Annotated in this window: 12 protein-coding genes and 1 tRNA gene; 8 read left to right on the top strand and 5 right to left on the bottom strand. The window is 67.7% G+C overall.

All coding sequences use genetic code 11. The annotated features are described in order from the left end of the window. On the top strand, window positions 1-693 hold the full coding sequence (locus tag F6A08_RS15610) for a DUF2520 domain-containing protein (protein WP_124894824.1): 693 nt from the start codon (window positions 1-3) through the stop codon (window positions 691-693). A gap of 62 nt (window positions 694-755) precedes the next feature. On the opposite strand, the gene F6A08_RS15605 is transcribed toward F6A08_RS15610, so the two are convergent. Then, window positions 756-2,627: a DUF2207 domain-containing protein gene (locus F6A08_RS15605; RefSeq protein ID WP_151459957.1), complete on the bottom strand. Its 1,872-nt coding sequence runs from the start codon at window positions 2,625-2,627 to the stop codon at window positions 756-758. A gap of 80 nt (window positions 2,628-2,707) precedes the next feature. Between F6A08_RS15605 and lysS the strand changes: the two genes are divergently transcribed. Next, window positions 2,708-4,240, top strand: coding sequence for a lysine--tRNA ligase (lysS, locus tag F6A08_RS15600; protein WP_017204685.1), 1,533 nt, complete (start codon window positions 2,708-2,710; stop codon window positions 4,238-4,240). Between the two features lie 17 nt (window positions 4,241-4,257). Here lysS and F6A08_RS15595 read toward each other — a convergent pair whose 3' ends face one another. Continuing rightward, window positions 4,258-5,373, bottom strand: a complete 1,116-nt coding sequence (locus F6A08_RS15595; RefSeq protein ID WP_151459956.1) for a DUF4192 family protein — start codon at window positions 5,371-5,373, stop codon at window positions 4,258-4,260. A gap of 112 nt (window positions 5,374-5,485) precedes the next feature. Between F6A08_RS15595 and F6A08_RS17715 the strand changes: the two genes are divergently transcribed. The 3 genes from F6A08_RS17715 (at window position 5,486) to F6A08_RS15585 (ending at window position 8,002) form a co-directional block, all read left to right on the top strand. Then, on the top strand, window positions 5,486-5,659 hold the full coding sequence (locus F6A08_RS17715; RefSeq protein WP_017204687.1) for a hypothetical protein: 174 nt from the start codon (window positions 5,486-5,488) through the stop codon (window positions 5,657-5,659). Window positions 5,660-5,745: 86 nt separating this feature from the next. Further along, window positions 5,746-7,206 (top strand): cardiolipin synthase, encoded by a 1,461-nt coding sequence (cls, locus tag F6A08_RS15590; RefSeq protein WP_017204688.1) that lies wholly within the window; start codon window positions 5,746-5,748, stop codon window positions 7,204-7,206. A gap of 49 nt (window positions 7,207-7,255) precedes the next feature. Beyond that, a complete protein-coding gene (locus F6A08_RS15585) occupies window positions 7,256-8,002 on the top strand; it encodes a hypothetical protein (RefSeq protein WP_151459955.1) in 747 nt (248 codons plus the stop codon). 581 nt (window positions 8,003-8,583) lie between these two features. Here F6A08_RS15585 and murJ read toward each other — a convergent pair. The 3 genes from murJ to F6A08_RS15575 all read right to left on the bottom strand — a co-directional run bounded on the left by murJ (window position 8,584) and on the right by F6A08_RS15575 (window position 12,194). Continuing rightward, the gene (gene murJ, locus F6A08_RS15580; protein ID WP_225855864.1) at window positions 8,584-10,182 is read right to left on the bottom strand and encodes a murein biosynthesis integral membrane protein MurJ; all 1,599 of its coding nucleotides are present in this window, start codon (window positions 10,180-10,182) and stop codon (window positions 8,584-8,586) included. A gap of 188 nt (window positions 10,183-10,370) precedes the next feature. After that, the gene (locus F6A08_RS17710) at window positions 10,371-10,757 is read right to left on the bottom strand and encodes a hypothetical protein (RefSeq protein WP_192576795.1); all 387 of its coding nucleotides are present in this window, start codon (window positions 10,755-10,757) and stop codon (window positions 10,371-10,373) included. A 438-nt stretch (window positions 10,758-11,195) separates the two neighbouring features. Then, window positions 11,196-12,194, bottom strand: a complete 999-nt coding sequence (locus F6A08_RS15575) for a diacylglycerol/lipid kinase family protein (RefSeq protein WP_151459953.1) — start codon at window positions 12,192-12,194, stop codon at window positions 11,196-11,198. A 74-nt stretch (window positions 12,195-12,268) separates the two neighbouring features. On the opposite strand from F6A08_RS15575, the gene serS reads away from it, so the two are divergent. The 3 genes from serS (at window position 12,269) to F6A08_RS15560 (ending at window position 14,528) form a co-directional block, all read left to right on the top strand. Further along, the gene (serS, locus tag F6A08_RS15570) at window positions 12,269-13,582 is read left to right on the top strand and encodes a serine--tRNA ligase (protein WP_151459952.1); all 1,314 of its coding nucleotides are present in this window, start codon (window positions 12,269-12,271) and stop codon (window positions 13,580-13,582) included. After that, window positions 13,579-14,400 (top strand): HAD family hydrolase, encoded by an 822-nt coding sequence (locus F6A08_RS15565; RefSeq protein ID WP_017204692.1) that lies wholly within the window; start codon window positions 13,579-13,581, stop codon window positions 14,398-14,400. Before serS ends, F6A08_RS15565 begins: the two co-directional genes overlap by 4 nt. A 43-nt stretch (window positions 14,401-14,443) precedes the next feature. After that, a tRNA-Ser gene (locus F6A08_RS15560) sits at window positions 14,444-14,528 on the top strand. Window positions 14,529-14,550: the final 22 nt, after the last annotated feature.

The raw sequence follows: 14,550 nt of genomic DNA, 5'->3' as shown, positions 1-14,550 counted from the left end.
GTGGTCCGTGACGGACGCCTCGGCGTCGGGATCATCGGCGCCGGTCGGGTCGGTCCGGTCGTCGGAGCGGCGCTCGCCGGAGCCGGACACGCGGTCGTCGGGATCACGAGCGGTTCCGACGATGAACGCGCCTCTGCGGTGCTGCCGGACGTCCCCGTCCTGGACGCTCTGGAGGTCGTCCGTCGGGCGGAGCTCGTGATCCTCGCCGTGCCGTCCGAGCAGTTGCCGTCGCTCGTCTCCGGCATCTCCGAGGTGGGCGGCTGGCAGATCGGCCAGCTCGTGCTGCACACCGACCCCGCGTACGGCATCGAGGTTCTTCGTCCGGCCGCAGAGCGCGGGGCGATCCCGCTCGCGGTTCATCCGGCGATCACGTTCACCGGAACCTCGATCGACCTCCGACAGCTGCAGGCGGGCTTCGCGGCCGTGACCGCGCCTGCCGCCGTGCTGCCCATCGCACAGGCGCTCGCGGTGGAGATGGGGTGCGAGCCCGTGGTGATCGCCGAAGAGGACCGCCCCGCGTATGCGGACGCGATCGCGACGGCCACCGAGTTCTCGCGATCCATCATCGGTCAGTCGACCGCACGCCTCCGCGAGATCGGGGTCGAGAACCCCGGCGGCTACCTGTCGGCGCTCGTGCAGTCGACCGTGGAGCGAGCGCTGCGCGAAGCCTCGGACGAACCGCCCCTGATCTGAGGCACCGCTCCGCTGAGCGCGTCGCTGCGCTGAGGCGCCGCTGAGCTGAGCCCGGCGGTCGCTCAGCGCCCGCCGGAGAACCCGCCTCCCCCGCCCCCTCCGGAGAATCCGCCGCCGAACGATCCGCCTGTGCTCGACGAGCTGGACGGCGCCGAGTATGTCGCAGCGGAGTGCGACGACGCGACGAAGGAGGCGAGCTGCGCTCGCAGCAGGAAGGAGCCGGGATCGCCGATCCAGGCCGCACCGCGCTGCTCCCGTGCGTATGCCTGCTCCAGCACATCACCCCATTCGTCCTCCAGACCGAACAGGATCGCGTAGGGCAGGAGCCTCTCGTACACGTGGATGACGTCGGCGGTGCCGTCCGGACGGCGCTCGGCACCGGTGTACGACTGCAGCATTCGAAGACGGTCGGCGTCCGCGACGCGGATGAACTCCTTCACGCCCTGCAGATACTCGGAGACGCGGGCACCCTCGGCGGTGGGGACCGTGTGCCGGGAGAACGCATAGAGGCTGGAGAGCAGCACGAGAAGGACGGCGAAGGCGGCGGCGACGAGGCCGGGGATCGCGGAGAGACGGCCCGTGCTCGCGGCCACGATCCCCAGCGTCAGGCCCACGAGGGCGATCGCGATGGCGCACCACTGCACGATCACGGCACCGCGACTCCGCGCCTTCTCGGTGAGGCCGCGCGACTCCGCCTCGAGCAGGCCGCCCTGCCGCAGAGCCGCCATGCGCGCCGCGAACGCCTCGTCCGCTGCGGGCAGATCGACGACTCCTTCCGGATCAGCACCGAGGAAGAGCGCGTCGAGCGCCTGTGCGTCGAGAGCATCGGGAGCGGGTGCCCCGGCGATCCGGCGCAGCCGCGGCTCCTCGGATGCGGGGCCCTCCTCGATGCGCAGTGCTCCGCGCACCGCGAGATGGACGATCTCCGCCGGGATCACATCCTTGGCGCCGGGCACGAGGGCAGCTGCGACCAACGGCGGCAGGGAATCCGGTACGTCGTACTGCGCGACGACGACCCCGGTCGCCGTGCGCCGACGACGGGTGAACGCGGAGACGGCCACCCAGCTGCCGACGGACACTCCCACCGCGCCCACGGCCGCGGCCACCGGGGCGACGTCGCCCACGGGATCCGGCGTGCGAGCGAGAGGCTGCGCGACGGTGCCCGCCTCGAAGCCGACGGCGACCGTCACCCCGTCTCCGGCCGGAAGCTCCGCGGCTTCGACGTCGAACGTCGCCTGTCCGTCCTCGGTACCGGGCCCAGCGAGTTCGCACTCCTCCGTCGACCCTGCCGGTCCCGTGTAGCAACGGGTGTCGCCGGTGAGCTTCGTGCTCATCTCGGCGTCGAACACGATCTCGGCGCGGAACCGGTCGATCGGCTGCGTGCTGTCGAGGGGCAGCAGGTTCCAGTAGAACTCGTCCACCGAGGGGTTCGACGACCCGGCAGCCGGCTCAGTCGCCAGGATCACGTCCCGCATCTCGTACTCGATGACGTAGGTGGTCAGGCCGTGCACGTAGTCGTCGTCTCCCGTGAGGACGAAGAGCAGTCCGTCGTCCTCCTCGGTCTCGTACGGCACCGCTGCGCCGGTCTCATCGGTCACCGACAGGACCGTGGTCTCCGTGCTCGCTCCCTGGTACTCGGTGGCGAGGCCTCGGACGATGCCGCGATTCTGGTCCGTCTCCGGGAACCGGGCGACCAGGGTCTCCGTCACGTGCATCCGCGCGCGGCCCTCGTCGTCGAGCCGGACCTCGTACGCGGAGGTCCACGAGCTGTAGGAGAAGTCGTCCTCATCGTCAGCCGTGACCGCTGTCTGCGCCTGCGAGGCGACGGCCGAGGTGTGCTCGGCGGGGGCTGCCGTGGCGGCGGTGGGCATGACCACCGCCCCGAAGGCGAACATGAGGACAGCGAACGCGCGGAGGATCCGTGGATGGCCCATTGTTCGAGGCTACCCAGCCTGGGCGGAGAGTCCGCACGCCGCCTCGGTAAACTGGCAGGGACTTCCAAGGAGCCCCCCACATGACTGACGCGTCCGCCGCGCCCGAATCGGCCTCGACCGACCCTTCCTCCGAAGAGGACGTCCACGAGCAGAAGGCCGTGCGACTCGCGAAGCGCGAGCGTCTGATCGAGAAGCGGACGGACCCGGGCGGGGGAGCGTTCCCGGTCGCCGTTCCCGTCACCCACACGATTCCCTCGTTGCGCGCCGAGTACGGCGAGCTCGAGGCCGGCGCCGAGACCGGCGTGATCGTCGGGGTCGCGGGGCGCGTGGTCTTCAGCCGCAACACCGGCAAGCTCTGCTTCGCCACGCTCCAGGCGGGTGACGGATCCCGCATCCAGGCCATGATCTCCCTCGCGAACGTGGGCGAGGAGTCGTTGGCCGACTGGAAGGAATACGTCGACCTGGGTGACCACGTCTTCGTGCACGGCGAGGTCATCTCCAGCCGTCGCGGAGAACTGTCGATCATGGCCGACGACTGGGCGATCGCGGCCAAGGCGATCCTGCCGCTTCCCAACGCCTACGCCGAGCTCAGCGAGGAAGGGCGCGTGCGCAGCCGCTACCTCGACCTGATCGTCCGCGAGCAGGCGCGCACCACCGTCCGCGCGCGCGCCGCCGTGAACGCGAGCCTGCGAGCGACGTTCGCGAGCCACGACTACCTCGAGGTCGAGACTCCGATGCTGCAGGTGCAGCACGGCGGGGCCTCCGCGCGGCCGTTCATCACCCACTCCAACGCCTTCGACACCGAGCTGTACCTGCGGATCGCGCCGGAGCTGTACCTCAAGCGCGCGGTCGTCGGCGGGATCGAGCGGGTGTTCGAGATCAACCGCAACTTCCGCAACGAGGGCGCCGATTCGACGCACAGCCCCGAGTTCGCGATGCTCGAGGCGTATCAGGCCTACGGCGACTACAACCAGATGGCCGCGCTGACGCAGGAGCTGGTGCAGAAGGCGGCCATCGCGGTCGCCGGCTCCACGACGGTGACCTGGGCCGACGGCACGGAGTACGACCTGGGCGGCGAGTGGGACCGCATCTCGATGTACGAGTCTCTCTCGGCGGCCTCCGGTCGCACCGTCACCCCGCAGGACTCCGTCGAGGACCTGATCGCGTTCGCCGAGGAGAGCGGCGTCGACCTGCCCCCGCAGGCGACCCACGGCAAGCTCGTCGAGGAACTCTGGGAGCACTTCGTGAAGGGCGGCCTGGTCCGACCGACGTTCGTGATGGACTTCCCGGTCGACACGTCGCCGCTCGTGCGGGAGCACCGGTCGATCCCGGGAGTGGTGGAGAAGTGGGATCTGTACATCCGCGGCTTCGAGCTGGCCACCGGGTACTCCGAGCTCGTCGATCCCGTGATCCAGCGCGAGCGCTTCGTCGAGCAGGCGAAGCTCGCCGCCCGTGGTGACGTCGAGGCGATGCCGGTCGACGACGAGTTCCTCCGCGCTCTCGAGCACGGCATGCCGCCGTCCGGGGGAATGGGCATGGGCATCGATCGGCTGCTGATGGCGATCACGGGACTGGGGATCCGGGAGACGATCCTCTTCCCCCTCGTCAAGTAGCGTCGGCTCGCCCCTCGTCACCGCCGCTGCCCCCGTCGGAACACCCATTCCGGAAGCGCGGCGTTGCCGATCAGGGCTTCCAGAAGCACCGCCAGCGAGTAGTCCGGGTCGATCTCCCGTGCCATCTCGAGGTAGCGTCCCGCGTGAGTGGCCCGGCCGAGTGCCCAGGCCAGCCATGCGGCGACCGTGAGCGGTGCGGGTCGGGAGGATCGTGGTGCGCGGGCAGCTGCGCCACGGACGACGGCGAGCGCGTCGCGCAGTCGCTCGGTGTCCGGCATCGCGCCCTGTCCGAGGAAGACCCGGCCCAGGTCGTCGGGGAATGCACGACCCGCGTGGGCGAACGCCGTCTGCGCCCCCAGTGTGCGGACTCCACCGGAGAGATCAGTCGCCCACTGCGCGATCGCGACGTCACGCAGGAACGGCCGGTCGAGACACCACAGCAGTGCCGCCGTCGCGAACGGCGGAAGGTCATCGGGAGCCGCGAGAGCGGATTCGAAGAAGACCGGGATGTCCTCCAGCAGCACGAGCGCGGCGATGAGCTGCGGGTTCTCGCGGCCGCTCACACGCCCTGTCGCGCTCGCGTCGAGAACGGCTGCGAGCTCGACGGCCGCCCTTCCCACGCGTTCCTTCTCCGCGAAGTCGACCTCCGGAAGGTCCACCCCCGCCGACTGGTCGCCGCGGACGTCATCGCCGGCGGCGGAGGGGAGCGGGCGGATGTGCTCGAGCGCATGCAGCTGCGGTTCGGCCTCGAGGAAGCTCGCCCAGCCCGAGGGAGTGACGCACAGCGCGTCGACGATGCGGAGTCCGGCGTCTTCGGCGCAGCCCAGCACTTCATCGACGACGACCGCATACGGGAGGACGAGACCGTCGCGCGTGGGATGCGCTTCCCGGTCGGTGTACACGACCACCGCGATGGCGTCGGTCTCCGGCACGCGCGCCGTGAGGCCGACGGCCGCATCGGCGTACGCGTCCAGGTCGATGTCGTCGTCGGGGAGGTCGAGGCGCATCGCTCCGTCGGTGCGGCTGCCGTGGAAGGGCAGCAGCACGACGCTCTCCCGCGGTGTGAAACCGGCGAGCGAGGGGACGATGCCGAGGAAGGCGGCGGAATCGGTGGCGTGGAGAACGGTTGTCATCCCGAGAGTGTCGTCGAATCGCACGCGCGGCGACGGCGGAACGGATGCTTGTGGACGCAGATCCTGGGAACGCGCGAATGTGCACGAAGAGTCGCTCGCGTACGATGGAGGGATGGAGAACATCTGGGTCGCCGTGGCATGGTCGCTTCTGCCGACCGTCGGGGTGAGCATCGTGTTCTTCGTCGTGGTCCGCGGCATCCTCCGGTTCGATCGCACCGAGCGCAAGGTGCACGCGCAGATCGAGGCCGAGGAGCGCGCCGCACGCGGCCTGCCGCCGCGCGTCTGAGTCCGACCCATCGGCTACTGTGAAGCCAGCGCACCGTGCTCGGTGCGCCTCGGACGTGATGGTCACTGCGGTGGCGAGGGAGCACGATGACTGCGGAGACCTGGGGCTGGTGGATCGCCGCCTTCCTCCTGGTGCTCGACATCATCATCCGTGTCACGGCCATCATCGTGATCCCACGCAACCGTCGCCCCACGGCGGCGATGGCATGGCTGCTCGCCGTGTTCTTCATCCCCTTCGTCGGAGTGTTCCTCTTCCTGGTGATCGGCAATCCGCGCCTCCCACGCGCGCGTCGACGGAAGCAGGACCAGATCAACGAGTACATCGCCGAGACGAGCGAGCACCTGCACTTCGGCACCCTGCGCCCGAACGCCCCCGCCTGGTTCGGCCCGATCGTGCAGATGAACCAGAGGCTCGGTGCCCTGCCGCTCTCCGGTGACAACGGCGCGCACCTGATCTCGGACTATCAGGAGTCGCTCGACGAGATGGCCGAGGCCATCCGCACGGCCCAGCAGTACGTGCACGTCGAGTTCTACATCCTGCAGTCGGACGACTCCACCGACAACTTCTTCCGCGCTCTGGAGGAGGTCTCGGCGCGCGGAGTCGAAGTGCGCGTGCTGCTCGACCACTGGGCGAACAGGGGCAAGCCGCGCTACCGGCAGACGATCGCGCGACTAAACGCGATGGGCGCCGACTGGCACCTCATGCTCCCGGTGCAGCCGCTCAAGGGGAAGATGCAGCGCCCCGACCTGCGCAACCACCGCAAGCTGCTCGTCGTCGACGGTGTGGTCGCGTTCCTCGGTTCGCAGAACATCACCGACTCGACCTACAACCTGAAGAAGAACATCAAGCGCGGTCTGCACTGGGTCGACCTCATGGTGCGCCTCGACGGACCGGTCGTGCTCAGCGTCAACGCGATCTTCCTCAGCGACTGGTACAGCGAGACGGATGTCGTGCTCGAGGAGATCGACATCGCGCACGCCAACATCGGTTCCGGTGACCTCGACTGTCAGGTGGTGCCGTCCGGTCCCGGGTTCGAGGTCGAGAACAACCTTCGCCTCTTCCTCGCGCTGCTGTACGCGGCGAAGAAGAAGATCATGATCGTGAGCCCCTACTTCGTCCCGGACGAGGCTCTGCTGCTCGCCGTCACCGCCGCCGTAGACCGGGGAGTCCATGTCGAGCTCTTCGTCTCCGAAGAGGGCGACCAGGCGATGGTCTACCACGCCCAGCGCAGCTACTACGAGGTGCTGCTCAAGGCGGGCGTGCGCATCTGGATGTACCGCAAGCCCTACATCCTGCACACCAAGACGCTGACGATCGACGACGAGGTCGCCGTCATCGGCTCGAGCAACATGGACATGCGCTCGTTCGGTCTCAACCTCGAGGTGTCGATGCTCGTGCGCGGCGAGGAGTTCGTCGACGAGATGCGCGAGGTCGAGGACAAGTACCGCTCGCTCAGCCGTGAGCTGACGCTGGAGGAGTGGATGGAGCAGCCGCTGCGCTCGACGGTCCTCGACAACCTGGCTCGCCTCACCTCCGCGCTGCAGTAGGCGGGCGGGCGGGCTACCCGCGGTTCCGCGGCGCGAGTAGCCTGAGGGAATGACCCCCACCAGGCTCGCCGTCGCCGCGTCCTCCGCCCTCGTGGCCGTCCTCCTCCTCGCCGGTTGCACCGGCGGCCCCGGTGGAGCCGCACCGCACTCGACCTCGGATCCGTCGAGCGGACCCGGCAATGCCGGCAGCGGCGAGGACCACGACGACATCGAGGGTGCGCTGCTCGACGACGGACGCATGTTCGCGGTCGTCACGTGGGGATCGTCGACGTGCGTGCCGCAGGTCGATCAGGTCACCGCGGAGGGGCAGACCGTGACGGCGACGCTCGTCGAGCCCGAAGGCGACGGCGCCACCGAGAAGGCGTGCACCGCCGACCTCGCCCCGCGTGCCAGCATCGGGGCCCTTCCGGAGGGTGTCGATCCGACGAAGGACATCGAACTCCGCATCACGTACGGCGACATGACGGACGACGTCGACCTCGACGGCGACCCGGACGCCTCCGGCACACCGGGCACGCCCACCGAGTACCTGCCTTCCGCGGGGTGGTTCGACGACAGCGGCCTCGTGCTGCTGACCTGGGGGTCGTCGACCTGCCTTCCGGTCGTCGAGTCGGTGGAGGGGGCCGGCGACGCCGGGACGGTGACCTTTGCGACCGACGGGAATCAGGTCTGCACCATGGACATGGTGCCCCGCGCGACCATCCTCGCGTTCGGCGACGACACGGTCGACGACGACAAGACCTTCACCCTGACGTTGGTCGGCGGGGGGCTCGACGGAACGGTCGAGGTCCGCTGACCCGGAGGGCGCCGCTCGCTCAGCCAGAGGTGTTGGACCGGTCGCCGGAAGAGTGGTTAGGGGGCGACCCAGTCGCACCTATGCGACTTCACACAACGGGGATCACTGGTCGGAGTTCTTTCCCTGGTCCCGGTACCGGGGCCTCGAAGTATCTACCTGATGCTCATGTGTGGGGCGCGCCTGTTGACATCGGGGGCACCCATCCGCAGTCAGGGCGTCGCTTTCCCACAGCTCCATAGGTTTTGAATAGGGCCCTACGAGAGTCGGGTTTGTCAAGAGGACTGCCAGCTCCTGCTCCGTCGCGTTCAGCGTCGCGATAACGCGCAAGAGGGACTTCAGCGTCGGGTTCGCCCACTGCCCGCGCGCGAATGCGCGCTCGAGAAGGCCATACGTTGAGACAGCCATATCGGAGTCGTGTGCGAGGCGCTCCTGGGAGAATCCCCTGGACTCACGCATCCATCGAAGCCAGGCAGCGATGTGTCTTGCTACTCGACTGTGTGCTCGTTCGGGCGTCACACTCCGATTCTTGATGATCACCGGTGACAACCGCGGGAACGTCACGGAATACTGGTAGCGCGAGCTCAGGAAACGGGCCGTTCACGTTCTGACGCCGATTTGAATAGCTTTCGACGGAGAACGGACGTTGCGATGTGGATCTCCGGGACGCGGATGAGTGCCAGCACGCCGACGTAGACGAGCAGGACAACGCCGCCGATAGCGAGTGAGCCCAGCGCACCCAGCAGCTTGTCGCTCACCATCCACCCGTCCACTCCGCCGAGAAGAACGAAGAGACCAACACCGGCGAAAGTCGACGGCACGGCTGCCACCATGCAGCGGACCAGGGAGAGCAGCCAAGTTCGCGCTCCAAGGTGGCCCATGCGTCTGCGAAGGAGGGCGATTGCAACAACTGTTTGGAGCGTGCTAGCCGCTGATTGCCCTAGAGCAACAGCTGCAGCAAGGAGGGCCGTTGGTAGGATTCCTGCCGCATTGAGCGCTGCCGCCATGGAGGTTGTCGCAACGACGATGACGCCTTGGAGCAATGTGAAGAGGAACGGCGTACGCGTGTCGCCGTAGGCATAGAACGTCCGTTGGACGATGAACAAGATCGCGAGAGGAAGCAACCCGATCAGGTAGCAGAGAAGGACAATCGCGGCGTCGATCGAGTCGGCGGGGGTGTTCGTGAATACACGTGACGCCGGGATGGCCGCGGCGGTGGTTGCTGCAAGTGCCCCGGTGATGAAGAAGCCCAGCACACGGATGCTCCGCGAGATATCCCGACGAACCTCCGCTGTGCGGCGGGCGGAGGCGTGCTCAGCGATCTGCGTGAAGTAGGGCGTCCCGATCGAGTAAACGATCATCGAGTAGGGGAGCATGAATACGAGCCAGGCGTTGCTCATGACAGCGGCGGCGGCACCTTGACCGGAGGCTTCATTCGCAACCCAACTCTGATAGAAGCCGGCGGCCAAGCTCGAGAGCGCCATCAGCAGCGTCCAGCCTGCAACTCGGCCGAGGTTGCCCAACCCGGCACCACGCCACCTGAAGTCGATCCGCAACGCAATTCCGGTCGCACGCCAGAACAGGAGTAGGACGGCGGCCTGGACCGCGATTCCCAAAGTTGACACTCCTCCGAGCCAGGCGATCATTTCGGGAGTCCACACCGCGACGTTGGTGAGGTCCTGGCCGAAGAGTGCGCCCATAAGGAGGAAGCCGACGATCGAGATGATGTTGTTGGCAACCGGTGCCCATGTGAAGGGCCCGAAGATCCGCCGCGCGTTAAGGGTCTCGCCCAGCAACGCATACAGGCCGTAGAACAGGATTTGCGGGAGGCACCAGTATGCAAACGCTGTTGCGAGAGCGATTTGTTGAGGATTGTCGGGACGTAATTGCAAAGCCACGAGCCAGGGTGCGAGCACCATGGCTGCACCCGTTGCTAACACCAGAACAGTGGTTCCCAGGCTGAACATCTTAGAGATGAAGGCGTTCCCACCGTCGCTGTCCGCTGTCGCCTTGACGATTTGCGGGACGACGACGGCAGTCAGGATGCCAACGGAGATGATGCCGAAGATGCTGTTGGGAAGCTGGTTGGCGACAAAGAACGCATCCGCGACCGCTGAAGCATTCGACCCGATGAGGCCGACCAACACGACGGTTCGGAGAAGCCCAGTGAGTCGGGAAGCCATCGTTCCGACGCCAAGGAGGGCGCTGCTTCTACCCAGGTTCGACATAAACCCCCATCGATCGACCCTCCATCCGCTCTTCAGGCTATCGACCGCAAGCTGAAAACACTCACTGCCTCCCTAACAGGTGATGCAGGGGAGGCACTGAGTCGAGATCTGGAAACGAGCACGGAGCGCTCCGTGCTCGCTGACTAGCAGTTGTGGCGGATCCCGTTGAACTCGAAGTTGGACTGTCGAATCAGCGTCGCGTGCGGCTTTAGTGTTTCGCAGCTCATGTATCCGCCCTGCCTATAGGAAAACTGCATCCTTTTGCTGGTCGATGTGCAATTGCGCGCGTGCGCGTAGTACTGCGCCCCCTGGAAGGGGTTCCAGCTACTGGTCTGCCAGTACTCGATCCCTCCAATGCAGGGCGCCGCTGGCACGATCTTGGCCGCGGACGCCATCGCGGCTTGAGAGCTGAGTGGGGTCGCTGCCGTGGACGGTGTCGCCACTCCTAGGATCCCAGCGGCGACGATGGCCGCGCCGATCGCAAGCTTCGACGGGTTTTGCATTTCGTGACCTCTCTTCTGCTGGTTCAAGTGCCGAGTGCACCGCTGAGGATTGAAGCGGGAGCCGAACAGGTGGAACAGAGCGTCAGTGCTCTTGTGCTGCGGGCATCGGAGTGATCTGTCCGGAGACGCGTCTGTATCGCGAGCTTCAGTTCCGTGAGTAGCCGATGCGGCGAACCCGCGGCCGGGAATGGTGCGGGTGTGAGCGGAGTCCAACGGGGATGCGAGCCATGCACGAGAAGCCAGGGATGAGCCATTCACCCCTGGCACACCGCGACTCTCGTAGACGAGGATGATCCGGACCTGAAGCGCGCTCTTGCTCTTCCCGGGCTCACCGTGCGGGACCGGCCGCCGGGTTCACCGTTCGCAGGCGTTGGCCCAGATCAGATTCATCAGGACGAGGACGACGAGCACGAAAGCCCCGATAGACATCACAAGACCGCCGCCGGCAGAGAGGGCACCGCTCGCTCAGATCATCGCGACGGGGTGGCCGCTCGGCAACGCCAGCAGCAGCGCGCCGGGGTCAGCCCAGCAGGTGATGCGCACCGCGGAGCCGAACTCATCGCCGTCGAGCTCGACGGGAGTCGACTCGGGCACCGCGGCCTCGGCCGCGGTCCCGCGGAAGTAGTGCACGGACGCGTTCCGGCCGCGGCGCTCCAGCACGCGTCGGCCTGCGCGGAACCGTCGGAGGACGGAGTTGTCCCACCAGATCTTCCGCCACACCGCGACCCAGCCCAACACCCCGGTGGGCTGGATGACGGCGATGTCGAGCGCGGCATCCGTGATCGAGGCCTCGGGAATCAGCGCGATGCCCGCGGGCAGCGTGCCGCAGTTGGCGAAGAGCACGCTGTACGCCCGATGCGTGTGCAGCCGGCCCTCATCGATCTGGTAGACCGTGCGGAACGGCTTCGCCCTCGGCAGGGATCGCGCGGCTCCGTCCACGTAGGCGATCCACCCGACGGACTTCTTCAGATCGGATCGGGTGTTCGCGATCATGTCCGCATCCAGGCCGATGCCGGCGAGCACCACGAACGCGTGCTCGGATTCCGTGCCGTCCTCGCGCGTGATGCGCGCCCAGCCGATGTCGATCGGATGCCGGAAGTCCCCGAGGGCGGCGCGGATCATCTCGTCCGGATCGCCGAGCGGCAGCCCGAGGTTGCGGGCCAGGAGATTGCCGGTGCCGCTCGGCAGGATCGCGAGCGGCACTCCCGTGCCGGCGATCGCCTCCGACACCGCACGAACCGTGCCGTCGCCGCCCGCCACGAGGACGACATCCACCCCGCGCTCGAGAGCCTGCGCCGTGGCGAGCTGCCCGGCATCCTCGACCGTCGTCGGGTAGAAGGCCGGATGCTCCCACCCGGCTTCACGCGAGAGGTCGCGCACACGGGCTCGCAGGTTCTTGCCGTCGACCTTGATGGGGTTGTAGACGAGCGCCGCCTGTCGCTGGACGGGTGCGCTCGTGGTCATGGCGCTACTCTAAACCGCCATCCGCGTCGGGCTCCCCATCCTGCACGTCGGGGCGTTCACCGTAGACTTGACGGATGATCGACCTCGCACTCCTCCGCGACAATCCGGAGATCGTCCGCCGTTCGCAGGCTGCTCGTGGAAACGACCAGAGCACCGTCGACGTCGCACTCGAGGCCGATCGATCGCGCCGCGCCGCGCTCGTCGCGTTCGAGGAGCTGCGCGCCGAGCAGAACGCGTTCGGCAAGCAGGTCGCGAAGGCGCCCAAGGAGGAGAAGGCCGCGCTCGTGGCGCAGGCGAAAGACCTCGCCGAACGCGTCAAGCAGGCCCAGCACGCCGCCAACGAAGCAGCCGAGGCGGCGTCCGTCGCGCTCGCGCGGATCGAGAACGTCGTGATCGACGGCGTTCCTGCCGGCGGAGAGGCGGATTTCGTCGAACTCCGCCGTGTGGGCGACGTGCCGGCGTTCGATTTCGAGCCGCGCGATCACCTCGAACTCGGCGAGATGCTCGGTGCGATCGACATGGAGCGCGGGGCGAAGGTCTCCGGCGCCCGCTTCTACTTCCTGCGCGGGATCGGGGCGCGCCTCGAGATCGCCCTCATGAACCTGGCCCTCGACAAGGCGCTCCAGAACGGCTTCGTCCCGCTGATCACGCCCACGCTCGTGCGGCCGGAGATCATGCAGGGCACCGGTTTCCTGGGCGAGCACGCCGATGAGGTCTACCACCTCGACAAGGACGACGACCTGTACCTCGTCGGAACCAGCGAGGTCGCGCTCGCCGGGTATCACAAGGACGAGATCGTCGACCTTGCCGACGGCGCGCTCCGCTACGCGGGCTGGTCGACCTGCTACCGTCGCGAGGCCGGCTCGCACGGCAAGGACACCCGCGGCATCATCCGGGTGCACCAGTTCAACAAGCTCGAGATGTTCGTCTACACGACCGCCGAAGACGCCGAGGCGGAGCACCTGCGTCTCGTCGCGCTGCAGGAGGAGATGCTGACCTCCCTGGGCCTCGCGTACCGCGTGATCGACGTGGCAGCGGGAGACCTCGGTTCGAGCGCCGCCCGCAAGTACGACATCGAGGCCTGGGTTCCGACGCAGGGCGCGTTCCGCGAGCTCACCTCGACCTCGAACTGCACGACCTTCCAGGCGCGCCGTCTGGACGTGCGGTACCGCCCGACGGTCGATGCCGCCGACGCTGCACAGGGGACCGCCAAGACGCAGCACGTCGCCACGCTGAACGGCACGCTCGCCACGACGCGTTGGATCGTCGCGCTGCTCGAGACGCACCAGCAGGCCGACGGCTCGGTACGCGTGCCCGAGATCCTCCGTCCCTACCTCGGCGGGCTGGATGTGATCCGCCCGCTGACCGAGGGGCGGGCAGCCCGGTGACGGACTCCTGGCTGATCGGGCTCGACGTCGACGGCACGATCCTGTTGCAGGACGAGACGATGAGCCCCGGCGTGCCGGAGGCCATCGGCCGCGTCCGGGATGCCGGTCACCTCGTGACGATCGCGACCGGGCGCAGCTGGATGGCGACGCGCCGCTACGTCGAGGAGCTGGGCCTGACCGCCGACTACGTCGTGTGCTCCAACGGCGCCGTCACGATGCGTCGATCCGGCGATGAGTGGGAGCGCTGGAAGGTGGAGACGTTCGATCCGACGCCCGTCCTCTCCCTGCTGCGCGACCGGCTGCCGGACGCCAGATACATGGTCGAGCTCGCCTCGGGGCAGCGCCTGTTCACGGAGCAGCTCGACGACTGGACGCTCGACGGCGGCCGCCAGGTCGACTTCGAGGAGCTGGGCGCGCTCCCGGTCTCGCGCATCGTTGTCGTCTCGCCCGGCCACGACGAGGACGACTTCCACCGCCTCGTCGCCGACGCCGGTCTGAACGAGGTCTCCTACGCCATCGGCTGGACCGCATGGCTCGACATCGCCCCCCAGGGTGTCGACAAGGGCACGGCCCTGGAGCAGGTGCGCACCGAGCTCGGGCTCGCCCCGGAGCGCATCCTCGTCGCCGGAGACGGACGCAACGACATCGGCATGTTCGGCTGGGCGCTCTCCCTCGGCGGTCGTGCAGTGGCCATGGGGCAGGCGCCCTCCGAGGTGAAGGACGCGGCGGGCGAGGTGACCGCCGATGTCGTGGACGGCGGACTCGCGCAGGCTCTGGACACGCTTCCAGCGCCCGCCCAGGTCAGCACGGGAGAATAGAACTCGGCTAGACTCACGCCTGGTCGACAGACGGCGTCTGTCGGGAGGGTTGTCCGAGCGGCCGATGGAGCTGGTCTTGAAAACCAGTGGGCAGAGATGTCTCGTGGGTTCGAATCCCACACCCTCCGCATGCTGAGCACGGTGCCCCCG

This window comes from Microbacterium algeriense (assembly GCF_008868005.1).
GTDB classification, from domain to species: Bacteria; Actinomycetota; Actinomycetes; order Actinomycetales; family Microbacteriaceae; genus Microbacterium; species Microbacterium algeriense.
This window is presented reverse-complemented; position numbering and strand designations above follow the sequence as displayed.

Bases quoted from the DNA above. Each gene is read 5' to 3' on its own strand.
- F6A08_RS15605 (WP_151459957.1), bottom strand. From the start codon at position 2,627: ATGGGCCATCCACGGATCCTCCGCGCGTTCGCTGTCCTCATGTTCGCC.
- lysS (WP_017204685.1), top strand. From the start codon at position 2,708: ATGACTGACGCGTCCGCCGCGCCCGAATCGGCCTCGACCGACCCTTCC.
- F6A08_RS15595 (WP_151459956.1), bottom strand. From the start codon at position 5,373: ATGACAACCGTTCTCCACGCCACCGATTCCGCCGCCTTCCTCGGCATC.
- F6A08_RS17715 (WP_017204687.1), top strand. From the start codon at position 5,486: ATGGAGAACATCTGGGTCGCCGTGGCATGGTCGCTTCTGCCGACCGTC.
- cls (WP_017204688.1), top strand. From the start codon at position 5,746: ATGACTGCGGAGACCTGGGGCTGGTGGATCGCCGCCTTCCTCCTGGTG.
- F6A08_RS15585 (WP_151459955.1), top strand. From the start codon at position 7,256: ATGACCCCCACCAGGCTCGCCGTCGCCGCGTCCTCCGCCCTCGTGGCC.
- murJ (WP_225855864.1), bottom strand. From the start codon at position 10,182: ATGGCTTCCCGACTCACTGGGCTTCTCCGAACCGTCGTGTTGGTCGGC.
- F6A08_RS15575 (WP_151459953.1), bottom strand. From the start codon at position 12,194: ATGACCACGAGCGCACCCGTCCAGCGACAGGCGGCGCTCGTCTACAAC.
- serS (WP_151459952.1), top strand. From the start codon at position 12,269: ATGATCGACCTCGCACTCCTCCGCGACAATCCGGAGATCGTCCGCCGT.